Origin of the sequence: Glycomyces sp. NPDC021274, from assembly GCF_040641195.1 — a bacterium.
Taxonomy (GTDB): Bacteria; Actinomycetota; Actinomycetes; order Mycobacteriales; family Micromonosporaceae; genus Glycomyces.
Window position 1 is genome coordinate 634188 of sequence record NZ_JBFADC010000002.1, and the last position, 16231, is coordinate 650418.

General features: G+C 69.7%; 12 protein-coding genes. 3 read left to right on the forward strand and 9 right to left on the reverse strand.

The features are described 5' to 3' along the window. Window positions 1–6: 6 nt before the first annotated feature. Together AB0I03_RS06800 and AB0I03_RS06805 are read right to left on the reverse strand one after the other, a co-directional pair. Window positions 7–1032 carry an ABC transporter permease subunit gene (locus AB0I03_RS06800; RefSeq protein WP_360407596.1) on the reverse strand — a complete coding sequence of 342 codons (1026 nt, stop codon included), beginning with the start codon at window positions 1030–1032 and terminating at the stop codon, window positions 7–9. A 133-nt stretch (window positions 1033–1165) separates the two neighbouring features. Continuing rightward, entirely contained in the window at window positions 1166–2848 is a 1683-nt protein-coding gene (locus AB0I03_RS06805; protein ID WP_360407599.1) for an extracellular solute-binding protein, read from the reverse strand. Between the two features lie 582 nt (window positions 2849–3430). Here AB0I03_RS06805 and AB0I03_RS06810 point away from each other — a divergent pair. Continuing rightward, on the forward strand, window positions 3431–4534 hold the full coding sequence (locus tag AB0I03_RS06810; protein WP_360407602.1) for a PQQ-dependent sugar dehydrogenase: 1104 nt from the start codon (window positions 3431–3433) through the stop codon (window positions 4532–4534). Window positions 4535–4655: 121 nt separating this feature from the next. Here the strand turns inward: AB0I03_RS06810 and AB0I03_RS06815 are convergent, their stop codons facing one another. Both AB0I03_RS06815 and AB0I03_RS06820 read right to left on the reverse strand, forming a co-directional pair. Continuing rightward, a complete protein-coding gene (locus AB0I03_RS06815) occupies window positions 4656–5411 on the reverse strand; it encodes an SDR family oxidoreductase (RefSeq protein WP_360408131.1) in 756 nt (251 codons plus the stop codon). 2 nt (window positions 5412–5413) lie between these two features. Then, entirely contained in the window at window positions 5414–6451 is a 1038-nt protein-coding gene (locus AB0I03_RS06820; protein WP_360407605.1) for an alcohol dehydrogenase catalytic domain-containing protein, read from the reverse strand. A gap of 111 nt (window positions 6452–6562) precedes the next feature. On the opposite strand from AB0I03_RS06820, the gene AB0I03_RS06825 reads away from it, so the two are divergent. Next, a complete protein-coding gene (locus AB0I03_RS06825; RefSeq protein ID WP_360407608.1) occupies window positions 6563–7573 on the forward strand; it encodes a LacI family DNA-binding transcriptional regulator in 1011 nt (336 codons plus the stop codon). Window positions 7574–7736: 163 nt separating this feature from the next. Next, window positions 7737–9056, forward strand: coding sequence for an L-fuconate dehydratase (locus AB0I03_RS06830; protein WP_360407611.1), 1320 nt, complete (start codon window positions 7737–7739; stop codon window positions 9054–9056). A 53-nt stretch (window positions 9057–9109) separates the two neighbouring features. Here the strand turns inward: AB0I03_RS06830 and AB0I03_RS06835 are convergent, their stop codons facing one another. From AB0I03_RS06835 to AB0I03_RS06855, 5 genes are all read right to left on the reverse strand, one after another. Then, complete coding sequence (locus AB0I03_RS06835) at window positions 9110–11374, reverse strand: beta-L-arabinofuranosidase domain-containing protein (RefSeq protein WP_360407614.1); 2265 nt, start codon at window positions 11372–11374, stop codon at window positions 9110–9112. 113 nt (window positions 11375–11487) lie between these two features. Beyond that, complete coding sequence (locus AB0I03_RS06840; protein ID WP_360407617.1) at window positions 11488–12495, reverse strand: LacI family DNA-binding transcriptional regulator; 1008 nt, start codon at window positions 12493–12495, stop codon at window positions 11488–11490. Window positions 12496–12604: 109 nt separating this feature from the next. Continuing rightward, a complete protein-coding gene (locus AB0I03_RS06845) occupies window positions 12605–14263 on the reverse strand; it encodes an ABC transporter substrate-binding protein (protein ID WP_360407620.1) in 1659 nt (552 codons plus the stop codon). An 80-nt stretch (window positions 14264–14343) separates the two neighbouring features. After that, window positions 14344–15297, reverse strand: a complete 954-nt coding sequence (locus AB0I03_RS06850; RefSeq protein WP_360407623.1) for a carbohydrate ABC transporter permease — start codon at window positions 15295–15297, stop codon at window positions 14344–14346. Window positions 15298–15311: 14 nt separating this feature from the next. Then, window positions 15312–16205 (reverse strand): ABC transporter permease subunit, encoded by an 894-nt coding sequence (locus AB0I03_RS06855; protein ID WP_360408134.1) that lies wholly within the window; start codon window positions 16203–16205, stop codon window positions 15312–15314. Window positions 16206–16231: the final 26 nt, after the last annotated feature.

Genomic DNA, 16231 nt, shown 5'->3' on the forward strand with positions numbered 1-16231 from the left:
TATCGGTCACCACAGGCTCGTCCCCGTCGTCCGCCGCGAGATCAGGTTCGCGGAAAGCACCATCACAAGGCCGATCAGGGCCTGGAACAGGCCGATCGCCGTCGCATAACTGAGATTGTTCGACACGAGGCCGACCCGGTAGAGGTAGGTCGAGATGACGTCGGCCGTCTCGTACGTCAGGGGGTTGTACAGCAGGAACACCTTCTCGAAGCCCACGTTCAGGAACGAGCCGATGTTGAGGATCAGCAGCGTCACCATGGTCGGGCGGATGCCCGGCAGCGTGACGTGCCAGGTCTGCCGCCACCGGCCCGCGCCGTCGATCTTCGCCGCCTCGTACAGGGCGTCGTCGATCGAGGTGAGCGACGCCAGGTAGAGGATGGTGCCCCAGCCGATCGTCTGCCACACTTCGGATCCCACGTAGATGAAGCGGAACCACTCGGCGCGCTGCAGGAACGGGATCGCCTCGCCGCCGAAGGCGGTGACGATCTGGTTCACCGTGCCCTCCAAGGAGAGCAGCTGCATGACCATGCCGACGATGATGACGATCGACAGGAAGTGCGGCAGGTACGAGATCGACTGCACGATCTTCTTGAAGTACCGCTGCCGCACCTCGTTCAGCATGAGCGCCAGCACGATCGGCAGTGGGAAGCACACGACCATCGTGAGGCCGCCCAGGATCACCGTGTTCGAGAAGACGTGCCAGAACGACGGGTCGTTGATGAACATCTGGATATAGCGCAGGCCGACCCACTCGTCGCCGAAGATGCTGCCGCCGGGGCGGAACCTCCGGAACGCGATGACGTTCCCGAGCATCGGGCCGTACTTGAAGATCAGGAAGAAGATCAGCGGCACGATAGCCAGGGTGTAGAGCTGCCAGTCGCGTCTGAACGCGGTCTTCCAGCTCTGCCTGCGCTTGCGGGGCCGCGCCTTCGGCTTCGCCGCGGGCGGGCGCGGCGGGCCGCCCAGCACGGCTGCCGCGGTGGCCCCGCGGGCCGAGGCCCGCGGGGACTGCTCGTCTTGTGTGAGGGGCATAAGTGCTCCCTCCTGTCCGTACCGGGGCAGAGCGGCTGATTTGTGAGCGGCGGCGAAGCCGTGCTCACCAGCACTCCGGCGGCTGATTTGTGAGCGCGGCGAAGCCGTGCTCACCAGCCACCCCGGCGGCGGATCAGGAGTTCTCCTCCTCGAAGCGGTCGCCGGCGGTGTTGATGAGGTCGACGTACGCGGGCAGGCCCTGGGCCTCCAGCTCGCCGACGTACGCGTCCCATTCGGCGATGTCGCGGTCGCCCATGATGAACTGCAGGGTCGCGGTGTCCACGGTGTCCTTCAGCGGCGTGGCCATGAGCGAGGCCTGCTCCAGTTCCAGCTCCTCGAGCGGGGCCGGCGGGTTCGGGTCGCGCGGCGTGCGGGTGGAGAGGACGGAGTCGATGTACTCGACGAAGGTCGGCGAGTTGTAGGACTCCTTGAGCGCCCGGGACTCGGTCGAGTCGGCGAACACCGCGTTCGACCAGCCGAGGTCCTTCTGGATGTCGGTCGGCGCGCCGGGGTTGAGGCCGTAGGCGTCGAGGCGGTACTCCGGCTTGAGGGTGATCTTGCCGGAGGCGTCCTTGGTGTAGGTCTGGTCGAGCACGCCCCAGCGGAGCAGCTCGCGGGCCTCCTGGTTGTAGTACAGCCAGTCGAGGAACTGCAGGATCGCGATGAAGTTCTCGGAGTCCTGGATCTCCGAGTTGAGCATGAACCCGTTCCAGAAGTTGCGCGGTTCGCACACCATGCCGGCCGGGCCGCCGGGCGGGGCGATCTGCAGGATCTCGTAGTTGCCCTCGCCCACGGTCTCGTTGAGGGCCGTCGCGAAGTCGATGGCGGTGCCGGCCGAGCCAGACGCCGCGAACACGAGGTTGGCGGCGACCTTCTCGGTGACGCTGCCGCCGCCGCTGCCGTCGTTCGCCGCCGTCATCGAGTCGGTGTCGAGGAGTCCGTCCTCCACGAGGCCGCGGAAGTACTCGACCATCTGCTTGTAGCCGTCGGTGACGGCGGTGTACTGGAGGTTGCCGGAGCCGTCGTCGATCATGCCGGTGCCGAAGCCCCAGCCTGCCTGCGCGCCGAACGCGTGGGCGGCGTAGTTGAGCATCGACTGGCCCTCGAACCCGTCGGCGAGGGGCTTGGAGTCGGGGTACTCGGCCTTGATCTTGACCAGCGCCTCGCGCATCTCGTCCCAGGTCTGGGGAATGCCGCCGGCGACGGACTCGAAGACGTCCTTGCGGATCACCAGGGTGAACACGGGCACCGAGACCTCCTGGAGGCCCGGCAGCATGTAGTACTTGCCGTCGGCCTGCTTGAGGTTGTCGATCATCTCCCCGAGGTCCCACTCCTCCACGTACTTCTGGAAGTTGGGCATGTGCTCGACGTACTCGCTCATCGGCAGGATCGCGCCGGAGGAGACGAACGAGTTCTCCTCGCCGGTGTAGACCAGCGGGATCACCGTGGGGGCGTCACCGGCGCTGATCAGGAGACTGCGCTTCTCCGTCGCGTCGCTGAACGGGATGTTCGTGACCTCGAGCTTGACATTGGTGCGCTTCTCGATCTCCTTGAAGAACTCCCACTTGTCGGTGATCGGAAGGTCGGGCCAATCCGTCCACAGGACCGAGAGGGTGAAGGGCTCCGTAGCCGTGAACTGGGTGTCAGCGGCGAAGTTCTCCATCGCGCCCTTGGACTGCGCCTCGACGTCGACCTCGTCGCTGCCGCCGTCGTCGCTGCAGGCCGCGAGCGCGGCCATGCTCGACGCGGCCAGCGAGAATCCGATGACCCCGCGGCGGGTGGCTCCGATGGGCGATCGCCCGAACACACCTGACATGACTCTCCTCCTTGAGATGGACTGAACAGTCCGCCCCTCCGTCCACTCCGGCGGGCAAGATTTCACTGCCGTAACGATCGAAACTTTCGGGGCTATTTCCGATAACTTCCAGAGCTTAGTGAGAACAAGCAGTGATGTCAATGAATCTCTTTTCGTGACCCATGCAACACGGTGTGTGACGATCAGGGAGGCTCGAGTAATGCGGAGGAACGGCCACAAACCGAGCGATCGGTGGGACTTTTCCCTGGCAGGAATGGGCGAAGCGGCGATCCTCCCGCGCTTTTCCGGAAAGGCCGCATTCCGCGGCCGTTCGCCGATTGGGGGCAGTTTGCGCCCGCGTTCGGCAAGCCTTCTCCATCGTCGAACGAGCGTCGACGGAGCCGCGCCAGGCCCGGAACTTTCAAAGGTCCGACGATTTTCGGCGGCGCACAACACGGCGCGCGCCACCCGAGCAGGCCGCCCTGCGGGCCCGCGAGGGCCCTGGGGAGCTCCCCCAGGGCCTGTCAGATCCGTTCGGGCGCACCTACAGTGGAGATCTCGTACACGCCGCCCGGCACGGGCGACGAGAGCAAAGGACCGGCCATGGCCTCCAGACGTCAGACGCTGCGCTACGCGGGCATCGCGCTCGCCGGGATACCGCTGGCCTCCTGCACTGCGGACCCGAACGGGCAACCCGATCCGGACACGGGCTCGGCACCGGCAGGCGAGCCGGCGCCGACCACCGCCGCGACCGCACTCGGCGAACCCGAGGTCATCGCGACCGGGCTCGAAGCGCCCTGGTCGATCGCGTTCCACGAGGGCACGCCGCTGGTCAGCGAGCGCGACAGCGCCCGCGTCCTGGAACTGGACGCGCAGGGTGAGCCCCGCGAAGTCGGCGTCATCGACGGCGCGTCCCCCGGCGGCGAAGGCGGACTCCTCGGCATCGCGGTCTTCGACGGGTTCCTCTACGCGTACTTCACCGCCTCGGACGACAACCGGATCGAGCGGTACCCGCTCGAAGGCACCGCAGGAGCACTGACCCTCGGTGCGGCGCAAGCGATCCTGTCGGGCATCCCCGCAGCGGGCCACCACAACGGCGGGCGCATCGCGTTCGGCCCCGACGGGATGCTCTACGCCACCGCCGGGGACGCCGGGAACCCCTCCGACGCGCAGGACCGCGATGCACTGGCGGGCAAGATCCTGCGCATGGCCCCCGATGGGGCCGTGCCGGACGACAACCCCTTCCCCGGCTCGCTCGTCTATTCCTGGGGCCACCGCAACCCGCAGGGCATCGCGTGGGACGAATCGGGGGCCATGTGGGCCACCGAGTTCGGGCAGAACACGTGGGACGAGCTCAATGTCGTCGAGGCCGGCGCGAACTACGGCTGGCCCGAGGTCGAAGGCATCGCCGGGGACGGCGAGTACATCGACCCCGTGCAGCAGTGGGGCCCCGACGTCGCCAGCCCCTCCGGCATGGCGATCGCGGGCGGCACCGCCTACATCGCGAACCTGCGCGGCCGGCGGCTCCGCGCAGTCCCCCTCGGCGACCCCGGCACTTCGGCCGAGCACTACGTCGAGGAGTACGGCCGCCTGCGCGACGTCGTGACCGCCCCCGACGGGTCGCTGTGGGTCCTCACCAACAACACGGACGGCCGCGGCGACCCCGGCCCCGACGACGACCGGATCCTCCGCATCGCCCTCGTGTAGCGCCGTTCTCCCGGACGCGTGCGGCGGCACGGCGCAGGGGTTCGGGTCGTCCTGTGGGGACGCCTCAGCTGATATCGAGCACCGGTCGTCGCGAGGCGGCGACCGGTGCTCGAGGTGCGGCTCAGCGGCCGAGCCAGCCGCCGTCCACCGGGATGACCGCGCCCGAGACGTAGTCGGCGGCCGCGCTGGCGAGGAACACTGTTGCGCCCGCGAGGTCGCCGGGCCTGCCCCAGCGGCCGGCGGGGATGCGTTCGAGGATCGCCTTCGATCGGTCCGGATCGTCTTGCAGCGCTTGGGTGTTGTCGGTGGCGATGTAGCCGGGGGCGATCGCGTTCACGGTGACGCCGCGGGCGGACCACTCGTTGGCCAGCGCGCGGGTAAGGCCGGCGATGCCTGATTTGGCGGCCGCGTAGCCGGGCACGTTGATGCCGCCCTGGAAGCTCAGGAGCGAGGCGGTGAAGATGACCTTGCCGCCGCCGCGTTCGAGCATGGTGCGGCCGACGCTCCGGGTGAGCGCGAACTGGCTGGTGAGGTTCACCTGGAGCACTTCGTCCCAGTACCCGTCGGGGTGCTCGGCGGCGGGCGCGCGGCGGATCGTGCCGGCGTTGTTGACGAGGATGTCGACCGGTTCGGCGGCAAGGGACTCCGCGAGGGCGGCGACCTGCTCGGGGTCGTTGAAGTCGGCGCGGATCGCGCGGAAGGAGCGGCCGAGCCCGGTCACCCGCTCCTCGATCGCGGAACCTTCGGGCTCGATCGTGGCGCTGACGCCGATGACGTCGGCTCCGGCGGCGGCAAGGGCCTCTGCCATGGCGAAGCCGATCCCGCGCTTGGCGCCGGTGACGGCGGCGAGGCGGCCGGTGAGGTCGAAGAGGGTCATGGTCACTCGCCGTCCTTGGGGGTGCCGTCGGCTTGGACGTCGATGAGGATCTTCATGGCCTGGCCGCCGGTGAGGTCGTCGAAGGCGGCCTGGATGTCGTGCAGCGGAACGGTCTTGGTGATGAGCGCATCGGCCGGGATCGCGCCGGTGGCGAGGAGGGCGACGGCGGTGTCGAAGTCGTCGCGCTGGTAGACGCGGGCGCCGAGGAGTCGCAGTTCGCGCCAGAAGACGCGCTGGAGGTTGACGGGGCGGGGTTCGGGGTGGATCGCGACGACGACGAGGGTGCCGCGCACTTTGGCGTAGTCGACCGCGCCCAGGACGGCCGCGGCGGCGCCGGAGACCTCGAAGACCACGTCGGCACCCGCGCCGCCGGTCCACTCCTCGACCCAGGCCGCGGTGTCCTCGCGGGGGTCGAGCACGGTGAAGCCGAGGTCGGCGATGGCCTTGCGGCGCTTGGGGTCGAGTTCGATCACGACGACGTCGCCGCCGAAGGAGCGGGCGACGGCGGCGATGAGCACGCCGATGGGGCCGCCGCCGATGACGACGGCCTTCTGGCCGGGCTCGAGTTCGGAGCGGCGCACGTCGTGGACGGCGACGGCGGTGGGCTCGACGAGGGCCGCGTGCTGGAGCGAGAGGGTCGCGGGGAGCCGCACGAGCAGGCCGGCGTCGACGTTCCAGCGGGTCTGGAGGGCGCCGGGCGAGTCGATGCCGACGAAGTCGAGGTTCTGGCAGATGTGCGAGTTCCCGGCGAGGCAGGCGGGGCAGGTGCCGTCCCAGGCGAGGGGCATGACGGTGACGGGGTCGCCGACGGCCCAGCCCTCGACGCCGTCGCCGAGGGCGGCGAGGGTGCCGCTCATCTCGTGGCCGATGACGGCCGGGACGTCGACGCGGGCGTCCATGTGGCCGCTGAGGATGTGCAGGTCGGTGCCGCAGATCCCGTTGTAGGCCACGTTGATCTGGACCTGGCCGGGCCCCGGCGGCGACGGCTCGGCCTCGACCACGGTCATGGTCCGGTTTCCTGCGTAGTGTGCGGCGAGCACGGCTGCCTCCTCGGGGACGGGGTGCGGGTCGGTCGCCGATGAGGATCGCACACATCTTGCGAATGCGCAATCGTTTGCTCAGCCGCGGCGGGGATGGGCGATACTGGACCAGTGGCGAAACTCAGCGATGTGGCGGCCCGAGCGGGCGTCTCGGTCTCCGCGGTCTCCAGGGTCCTCTCCGGCGACCCCTCGGCCCGGCTCAGCGAGGCGACCCGGCAGCGGGTGCGCAAGGCCGCCGAGGAGGTCGGGTACCACCCGAACTTCGCGGGCCGGGCCCTGAAGCTCGCCCGCACCGATGTCATCGCGCTCATCGTCCCCGACGTCACGAACTCCCTGTTCGCCGACCTGACCCGCGGCGTGGAGGACGAGGCGGTGGCGCGCGGCTGCGTCATGCTGCTGGCCCGCAGCGAGGACATGCACCCCGGCGGCGCCATGTTCGACCGGCTCGTGGGCGAGGGCCGGGTGGACGGCATCGTGCTCCAGCCGCGCGACGGCACCGACCCCGGGGAGCTCGCGCAGTCCGTGGGCGAACGCGCGCCGCTCGTCACGATCCACCAGCGCCTCCCCGGCGCGAGCTCCGTGGTGGTGCCGGACGCGCTCGCGGCGCGGCGGGCCACCGAGCACCTGATCGCCTTGGGGCACCGCAGGATCGGCTTCGCCGGAGGGCTCGCCGGTTCCCCGACCGCGCAGCGCCGCGCGGCGGGGTACGCCGAGGCGCTGGCGGCGGCCGGGATCGCGCGGGACGCGGGCCTGGTCACCTGGCGCGGGTACCGGGAACCCGACGGGCGGGCGTCCACTGCGGAACTGCTCGCACTGCCCCAGCGGCCCACGGCGATCGTGGCCGCGAACGTCAACGCCGCGGTCGGGGTGCTCGCCCAGGCGCGCGCGCAGGGCCTGGGCGTACCGGGGGACCTCTCGGTGGTCGCGGTCCACGACGCGTGGACGGCCGCGCACACATGGCCGCCGCTCACCTGCGTGAAGCTGCCGCTCTACGAACTCGGGCGCACCGCGGCCGCCGCGCTCGCGCGGGTCGTCGACGGCGGCCCCGTCGAGCACCTGTCCGTGGAGGACCCGGAGCCGGTGCTCATCACCCGCGAATCGACCGGCGCGCCGCGCGGCTGACCCGCGGAGACCGGGCGGCGGCCGCGCGCCCGACGCTCCTCCCCCTTGCGCCGGGCGGCGACCCCGGCTAAGGTCAACGCCTGATCAATCGTTTGCGCAAATGGCGGGAGCCGCCCCTTCAACCCCGCCGCAGACCACCCGACCAGTACCTGAGGACCACCGCATGACCACCATCGAGGCCGTCGAGGCTCACGATGTCCGCTTCCCCACCTCGCAGACCCTCGACGGCTCGGACGCGATGAACAAGGACGGCGACTACTCCGCCGCCTACGTCATCATCCGGACCGACGACCCCGAGCTCACCGGGTACGGCTTCACCTTCACCATCGGACGCGGCAACGACATCGTCACCGCCGCCGCCCTCCACTGGGCCGTCAGGCTCATCGGCCGCGACCTGTCCACAGTGGCCGACGACCCGGGCGGCCTCTACCGCGAGCTCCAGTCCGACTCGCAGTACCGCTGGCTCGGCCCGGAGAAGGGCGTCGTCCACATCGCACTCGCCGCGGTCATGAACGCCGTCTGGGACCTCACCGCGCGCGCCGCGGGCAAGCCGCTGTGGCGCCTGCTCGCCGACATGACCCCCGAGCAGCTGGTGAACGCCGCCGACCTGCGCTACCTCTCGGACGCCCTCACCCGCGAAGAGGCCCTCCAGATCCTGCGCGACCGGTACGACACGCGCGCCGAGCGCATCGCCGAACTCGAGGCCCGCGGCGGCTACCCGTGCTACACCACCAGCGCCGGCTGGCTCGGCTACAGCGACGACAAGCTGCGCCGGCTCCTCCAGGAGGCCGTCGACCAGGGCTACCGCCACGTCAAGCTCAAGGTCGGGGCCGATCTCGAGGAGGACCGCCGCCGCCTGCGGATCGCCCGCGAGGTCATCGGCTGGGACGCCAAGCTCATGATCGACGCCAACCAGGTGTGGGACGTGCCGGAGGCCATCGACTGGGTCAAGGCACTGGCCGAGTTCGAGCCGCACTGGATCGAGGAGCCGACGAGCCCCGACGACGTGCTCGGGCACGCGGCAGTGCGCCGCGCGGTCGCACCGATCGGCGTCGCCACGGGCGAGCACGGCATGAACCGGGTCCTGTTCAAGCAGATGCTGCAGGCCGAGGCGCTGGACTACCTGCAGCTCGACTCGGCGCGGCTGGCGAGCGTCAACGAGATCATCTCGGTGTACCTGATGGCCGCCAAGTTCGGCGTGCCCGTGTGCCCGCACGCGGGCGGCGTCGGCCTGTGCGAGCTGGTGCAGCACCTCTCCATCTTCGACTACGTGGCCGTCTCGGGCACCTTGGAGGACAGGGTGACCGAGTACGTCGACCACCTCCACGAGCACTTCACCGACCCGTGCCTGGTCGAGAACGGCAACTACCTGCTGCCGTCCCGTCCCGGCTACTCGGCCGAGATGCGCACCGCCTCGATCGAGGAGTTCGGCTACCCGGACGGCGGCTACTGGTCGCGCCGGGACGAAGCCGCACTGCGCTAGGAAGACTTCGGCAGGCCCGTCCGAGCGGACGGGCCTGCCTCCTCAGTAGACGGTCAGCGCAGCAGCCGCACCATGGTCACGCCCGGGGTCGAACCGCCGTCCGGGGCGGTGAACTCGAGTTCGCGAACGCTTGCGCCGGTCCCGGACGCCGCCGGCAACTCGTAGTCGACCTCGAAGGCGCCGTGCTCGCCCTCCCAGGTCTCGGACGCTACGAGCTCGCCGTCCAGTGTCACCGTGATGCCGGTGGCGCCGCCGGCGTGGCGGTAGCCCACGCGGAGGACGCGGCCGGCGCGATCGGGGTCGTTGAGGCCCACGGACATCCGGGCGGCGGTGGCGCGGGCGCGCCGTCCCTGCGCGTCCACGGACACCTCGGTGGCTTCGCCGCGGAAGCCGTGGTCGCTCTCAGGCTGCTGCTCACCGAACGCGACCTTGTCCACGGTCATGGCATCGAGCGTGAGCGAGTCGCTGTCGGCCGCGAGCAGTTCGCCCCGGCGCTCGGCCACCCGGTCGGCGGCGGCCACGGGCCAGTAGACGGTGTAGCGGGTGTCGTGGACCTCGTGGAACGGCACGAGCTCGACCGCTCCCTCCGGGTCGGCGACGCGGAGCCGGTAGCGCAGGGGCGCTTCGGCAGTGAGCACGTCCGCGGCGGGCGCGTCCGCGATGATCGGGAGGTCGGCGAAGCCGAGCAGCGGTCCGCGGGCGACGTGCCCCATGCGGCTGTCGTCGGCTTCGAGGCCGTCCAGGTGGTGCGCGCCGTCGCGGGAGGCCAGCAGGACCGGGCCGGCGAAGTACGCCTGCCACGGGGAGCCGTCGGGCAGCCGCTCGGCGCGCAGACGCAGCGGCAGGCGGAAGGCGACCGTGTCACCGGGCTGCCATTCGCGTTCCAGCACAACGGCACCCGGCACTGAGACGGCTTCGACCAGGTCGCCGTTGACCGCCAGGCCTTCAAGCCCGTCACTCCAGTCGGGCACGCGCAACCGAAGCGGGAACGCCTGCGGCGCTTCGACATCGAACGTGAGTCCGATGTGCTCGTCGGCCGGGAACGCCGTCTCCAGGCGGAACCGGCCGCCGAACTCCGGCGCGTCCAGTTCCGCCGGGAGGTACAGGTTGACCGCGAGGGCGCCCTCGTGCTCGCCGAAGACGAACTCGCCGTACTTGGCCTGCGCCTCGATGCCGGTGCCCACGCAGCACCACATGCCGAGGTCGGGCTGGGAGTAGACCCGGTAGTGGCGCGGGCGCATCGGCGTGAAGTAGACGAACCCGCCGCGCTCGGGGTGCTGCGAGGCCAGCTGGTGGTTGTAGACCACCCGCTCGGTGAAGTCCAGGAGGGACGGTTCAAAGGCGGTCTCGGCGAGGTGCTTCGCCAGCTTCAGCATGTTGTAGGTGTTGCAGGTCTCGGGGCCTTCGCGGTCCTCGATCATCGGCGTGAAGTCGCCGAGGGCGTGGAAGTGCTCGCGGACGCTGTTGCCGCCGATGGCCACCGTGCGGTGCGCGACGACCTCGTGCCAGAAGTACCGGGCCGCCTCCAGCAGGTCCGCGTCGCCGCGGACGGCGGCCGTGGCCGCGTACCCGACGGCCTTGGGGATCTGGGTGTTGGCGTGCAGGCCGGTGAGGCCGTCGCGGCGCTCCAGGAGCGGGTCGAGGATCGCGCGGTGGGAGAAGCGCCGGGCCATGTCGGCGTAGTCGCCGCGGCCGGTGATCGCGGCGAGATCGGCGAAGGCCTCGTTCATGCCGCCGAACTCGGTGTCGAGCATCGCTTCGAAGGCCTCGTCGTCAAGCGTGGCGGCGACGCCGAGCCACCAGTCCGCCAACCGCACGACCACCTCGAGCGCCTGCTCGCTGCCGAGGATGCGGTGCGCGTCGATGAGGCCGGCGAACGTCTTGTGGAGGTTGTACCAGGGCACCCAGTGCCCGCCCGCCCAGCCGAGCGCGGTCGCCGCCGCGGTGCCGCCGCCGCGCAGGGTCTCGAACAGCGCCGCGCCGCCCGGGACGCCGCCCACGTAGCCGGTGCCGAGGGCGTCCTGGGCCCGCGCCAGCTCCGCGACCATGTACTCGAGGCGCCGCTGCGGCTCGGCCTCGCCGGTGGCGGCGGCGAGCAGGGCCAGCGCCGAGAGGTAGTGGCCGCCGATGTGGCCGTCCAGTCCGCTGTCCTCCCAGTTGCCGTAGGAGGCCGCGCGGGGCTCGAGGCCCCCTTCGCGCAGGAACGGTGCGAGGAGCCGGTCCGGTTCCAGGGCGAGCACGTAGCCGAGGTCGGTGCTCACGGCGCGCGCGAACGGGCCCTCCAGCAGGGTGACCTGGCTGAGGGAGAAGGTCTTCATCGATGGCTCCTGGGTAGGCGGGTTCGGGGGGCGGCGGGGTCCCGAGCAATTTACCGGTAAATATCAGGTCGGCGCAAGCCCGGTCCGTGCAACCGGTCGGGCCTGGTCCGCGCTCAGGCGGACTCGCGCCAGAGGATCGAGGAACCGGACTTGCGGTGGATCGGGGCGAGCCGGGCGAAATCGGCCTTCGCGACGAGCTCGGCGATGTCCATGGTGTGCGAGGCGATGCCGCGCACGTCGAGGGCGATCGAGGTCAGCCGCGGGTGGACCGCCTCGCCGAGGGCGAGGCCGTCGATGCCGACGATGCGCACCCGGTCGGGGACGCTGATGCCGTGCGACTGCGCGTACTGCACCGCGCCGAGCGCCATCAGGTCGTTGAACATGAGCACGGCGTCGACGTCCGGGTGCCGCTCCAGCAGCTCGCCGAAGGCCCGGCGCCCGTCGACGATGCTCTCGTCCCCGATCGTGACGCCGGCGAGCTGATCGCCCACGGCGCGCTCGTACCAGCGCCGCTTCGGCGAGGGCCCGTAGACGCCGGGGACGGCCCGGGCGCCATGGGCCTCGAGCGAGTGCGCCGAGTCGACCATGCCGAACCGCCGGGCGCCGCGGGCGCGGAGCTCGGCGACGACCGCCTCGATGCCGGACTCGATGTCGAGTGCGACCGAGTGGACGCCGGGCAGGGTGCTCTCGGCCTCCAGGCGCACCACGGGCAGTCCGCCGGCGAGCTCGTCCAGCTCGGTCCCGGTGCCGCCGAAGTGGAGGGCCACGACGTCCGCCTGGGAGGCGAGCATGCCGAGCACCGCCGCCGTGTCGTCCTGCTCGGCCGCCATGATCAGCTGCCAGCCGCGTTCGGCCGCGGCGGTGAGCATCTCGGCGGCGATGCTCGTGTAGTACGGGTTGTCGAAGGAGCTCACCACCAGGCCGAGCGCGTGCTGCTTGCGTCGGGTGACCAGGTTGCGGGCGAAGCGGCTCGGCCGGTAGCCGAGGCGCTCGACGGCTTCGAGGACCCGGAGGCGGGTCGCCTCCTTGATGTCGTCCCTGTCGTTCATCGCCCGCGTCACGGTCTGGCGCGAGACACCGGCCTCGGCCGCCACGTCGTGGATCGTCACCCGTTTGGCCACGGCGTTCCTCTTCTCCTGTCAATGGGCTGCGCGAACGCGCATGCGAAGCGGCGGCGGGCCGCCCCCGGTCTCGACCCCTGGGGCGGCCCGCCTGGTGGGGAGGGATGGGCTACTTCGAAGCGTCCCAGGCCTCTTGGTAGATCTGGACGTACCGCTCGGCGCCGAGGTCGGTGAGGTGCTGCTGGAACTCGGCCCAGTCCTCGTCGCTCTCGATGTCGCGGACGCCGCTCACGAACTCCGCGGCCGCCTGGACGACGAAGTTCTCCACATTGGTCTGGATCGTGGCGAGCTCCGTCGCGGTCTCACCGGTCACCGCCACATCCCAGTAGGGGAACAGCTCATCGGACTCGTGGCCCTCGTAGAGCTTGGTGGCCTCGAACAGGCGGCGCTCGTAGCCTTCAGGCGTGTCGACGTCGGTCGCGGTGACCTGGGCGTTGCGGAACTCCGCGTCGCTGAAGAACTGCGCGATCGGGCCCCAGGAGTTGTTCAGGCCCTCGCCCTCGGGCAGTGCGAGGACCTTGAAGTTCGGTTCGAGGGTCTCGTCCAGGGCCACGTCGCCCGCCTCGGGCCTGACCCAGTTGACGCCCTCGACGCCGAACTCGCCCAGCAGGTGTCCCTCGTAGGAGACCATGAAGTCGAGGATCTGCATGAGCTTCTGCTGCTTCGCCTCGCTGGAGCGGTTGGTGATGACGAAGGTCGCGCCGGGCGCGGCTCCGGCGCCGCCGCCGGTGTAGGTCGCGTCGCTCCCGTTCGGACCGGTCAGCGGCGGGACCGCGTTGTACTGCGTGTAGCGCCCGTCCTCGTTGTCGTCGGAGACGAACCACGGGTGCATCATGGCGGCCGATCCGACGATCACGCCCTCGGCGCTGTTGCCCTTCGCGATGATCGCCTCACCGTTCTGGGTGAAGGCGGCCTCGTCGATCAGGCCGTCCGCGTACAGGGACGCCGCATAGGCGATGCCGTCGCGCCATTCGTCCCGGGTGGGCTGCAGGACGACCTGGTCACCGGAGGTGCCGAGCGAGGCCGGGGTGGTGCCCTCCGCGTTCGAGTACATCTCCGGGGTGTAGACGAACGGGTTCATCAGGTACGAGAGGAGGGAGCTGCCGCCCGCCGCGGAGAGCGGGATCTCGTCCGCCGCACCGTTCCCGTTGGGGTCCTGCGTCTTGAATGCTTCGAGGACCGTGCGCAGCTCTTCAGGCGTGGTGGGCTGCTCCAGGCCGAGGGCGTCCAGCCAGGCGGAGTTCATCCACAGCTTCGACGGGTACGAGCAGTGGTAGCAGTCGTTCCAAGCCGGGATGCCCCAGATCTTGCCGTCCGGGGAGGTCGCCAGCTCCTTGAAACCGGGCTCCTTCTCGAACGCGGCGACCAGGTTCGGGGTGTCCTCGCCGATGAGGTCGTCGAGCGGCAGGATGACGCCCTGGCCGCCGAGCTTCACCAGCTCGTCGCTGGAGAACTGGTCGACCCACGGGATGAGCATGTACGCGTCGGGGTAGTCGCCGCTGGCGAGGGAGATCTGCCGCTTCTCCCCTGCCGCGGCGCCGTCCCAGGTGGTGGTCTCGAACTGGAGGTCGACGTCGAACTTCTCCTCGAGCAACTTCGTGAACGCGTTCGTGTCCAGGTTCTGCTCCTGGCCGGCGTCCTGGGGGGCGAAGATCGTGATCACGTCGTCCGGAGTGGTCTCCGGCTCCGAAGAGCACGCGGCGAACGCGGTGGCCGCTACGGCCAATGCCGCTCCGGCCGCGGCCGCTCGAACGAATCTGCTGGTCATCGTTGACTGCCTTTCGATTGAGGAGTTGGTGGGATCGGAGGGGACCGCCGGCGAGCCGGTCCGGCGGGAGTCGGCGGCGGTCAGCCCTTGACGGAGCCGAGCATCACGCCCTTGTTGAAGTGCCGCGCCACGAACGGGTAGACGAGGAGCACGGGCACGGTGGAGATGACGATGAGGGAGAACTTCATGAGGTCGGCCATCTGCTGGGCGGCCAGCTGATCCGCGAGGTTCGACCCGCCGCTGTTGTTGACGATCAGGATGTTCCGCAGCACCAGCTGGAGCGGGTACAGCTCCTCACTGCGCAGGTAGATGAGGGCGCTGAAGTACGAGTTCCACTGGCCGATGCCGTACATGAGCGCGATGACCGCGAGCAGCGGCTTCGACAGGGGCAGCACGACCGACCACAGGAACCGCAGATCGCCGGCGCCGTCGAGTTGCGCCGCCTCGTAGAGCTCGCCCGGGATCGAGGAGCGGAAGAACGTCATCGCGATGAGCACCTGCCAGGCCCCGACCGCTGCGGGAAGGATGATCGCCCAGCGGGTGTCGAGCAGGCCGAGGGCGCGTACGACCATGTAGGTCGGGATGAGGCCGCCGGAGAACAGCATGGTGAACAGGACGCCGCCGATGAGGACCTTGCGGCCCACCAGTTCTGAGCGCGAGAGCGGGTAGGCGATCATCACCGTGAGGGCGACGCTGATGATCGTGCCGACGATCGCGTAGAACAGGGAGTTCCCGAAGCCGGTGAGGACGGCCTTGTTGCCGAGCACCGCTTCGTAGCCGATGAGCGTGAAGTCGATCGGCCACAGGAACACCTGCCCGCCCGACACCGCCGCAGGACTGGAGAACGAGCTGGCCAGGATGTTGACGAGCGGGACCAGCACGATGAGCAGGAACGTCGTCAAGAGGAGGTAGACGCCGACCATGAAGATCCGGTCCACCGGGGTGTCCTGGACGTTGGCGGTGCGGCGGCGCGGGCGGGGCTTGGGTTCCGGCTCGGTGTCGAGCGCCGCGCGAGTCGCTGTCTCGAAGGTCATTGCAGGGGCTCCCTTCACCACAGTCCGTTGCCGGTCACGCGCTTGGAGACCGCGTTGACAAGCAGGAGCAGGATGAGATTGATGACGGAGTTGAACAGCCCGACCGCCGTCGCGAGGCTGAAGTCGGCGTTGAGCAGGCCGATCTTGTACGTATAGGTGGCGATGATCTCCGAAGTGGAGAGGTTCAGGGGGTTCTGCAGCAGGAACGCCTTCTCGAACCCGATCGCCATGACACTGCCGACGCTCAGCACCATCACGACCACCACGGTGGGCGCGATGCCCGGCAGGTCCACATGCCAGATCTTCCGGAGGCGCGAGGCGCCGTCGAGGCGGGCGGCCTCGTACAGGCTCGGGTCGATGCCCGCCAGCGCGGCCATGTAGATGATCGCGGAGTACCCGGCGGTCTGCCAGATGTCGCTCCAGACGTAGACGCTGCGGAACGCGTCGGGCTGGGCGAGGAGGTTGGAGTCCATGCCGAAGAAGCCGAGGAAGTCGGCCATGAAGCCGATGCGGGGCGAGAAGATCAGGATGAGCATCGACACGACGATCACCGTGGAGATGAAGTGCGGTGCGTAGGTGACCATCTGGACGGTGCGCTTGAAGAACCTGGCCCGGACCTCGTTGAGCGCCAAGGCGAGAATGATCGGGATGGGGAACCCGGCCAGGAAGCCGTACAGGCTGAGCATCAGCGTGTTGCGGATGAGGTCCCAGGCGACGGGGTTGGCGAAGAACCGCTCGAAGTGGTCGAGCCCGGCCCAGGGGCTGCCCCAGATGCCCTGGACCACGTTGTAGTCCTTGAAGGCGATCACGTTGTTGGCCATGGGGATGTACTGGAAGATCACGAAGTAGGCCACCGGGAGCACGAGCAGGAGGTAGAGCTGCCAGTGGCGCTTGACGCGGGCCTTCAACGACTTCCGGCGCGGCTTCGGGACGG

Bases quoted from the DNA above. Each gene is read 5' to 3' on its own strand.
- AB0I03_RS06800 (WP_360407596.1), bottom strand. From the start codon at position 1,032: ATGCCCCTCACACAAGACGAGCAGTCCCCGCGGGCCTCGGCCCGCGGG.
- AB0I03_RS06805 (WP_360407599.1), bottom strand. From the start codon at position 2,848: ATGTCAGGTGTGTTCGGGCGATCGCCCATCGGAGCCACCCGCCGCGGG.
- AB0I03_RS06810 (WP_360407602.1), top strand. From the start codon at position 3,431: ATGGCCTCCAGACGTCAGACGCTGCGCTACGCGGGCATCGCGCTCGCC.
- AB0I03_RS06815 (WP_360408131.1), bottom strand. From the start codon at position 5,411: ATGACCCTCTTCGACCTCACCGGCCGCCTCGCCGCCGTCACCGGCGCC.
- AB0I03_RS06830 (WP_360407611.1), top strand. From the start codon at position 7,737: ATGACCACCATCGAGGCCGTCGAGGCTCACGATGTCCGCTTCCCCACC.
- AB0I03_RS06835 (WP_360407614.1), bottom strand. From the start codon at position 11,374: ATGAAGACCTTCTCCCTCAGCCAGGTCACCCTGCTGGAGGGCCCGTTC.
- AB0I03_RS06845 (WP_360407620.1), bottom strand. From the start codon at position 14,263: ATGACCAGCAGATTCGTTCGAGCGGCCGCGGCCGGAGCGGCATTGGCC.
- AB0I03_RS06850 (WP_360407623.1), bottom strand. From the start codon at position 15,297: ATGACCTTCGAGACAGCGACTCGCGCGGCGCTCGACACCGAGCCGGAA.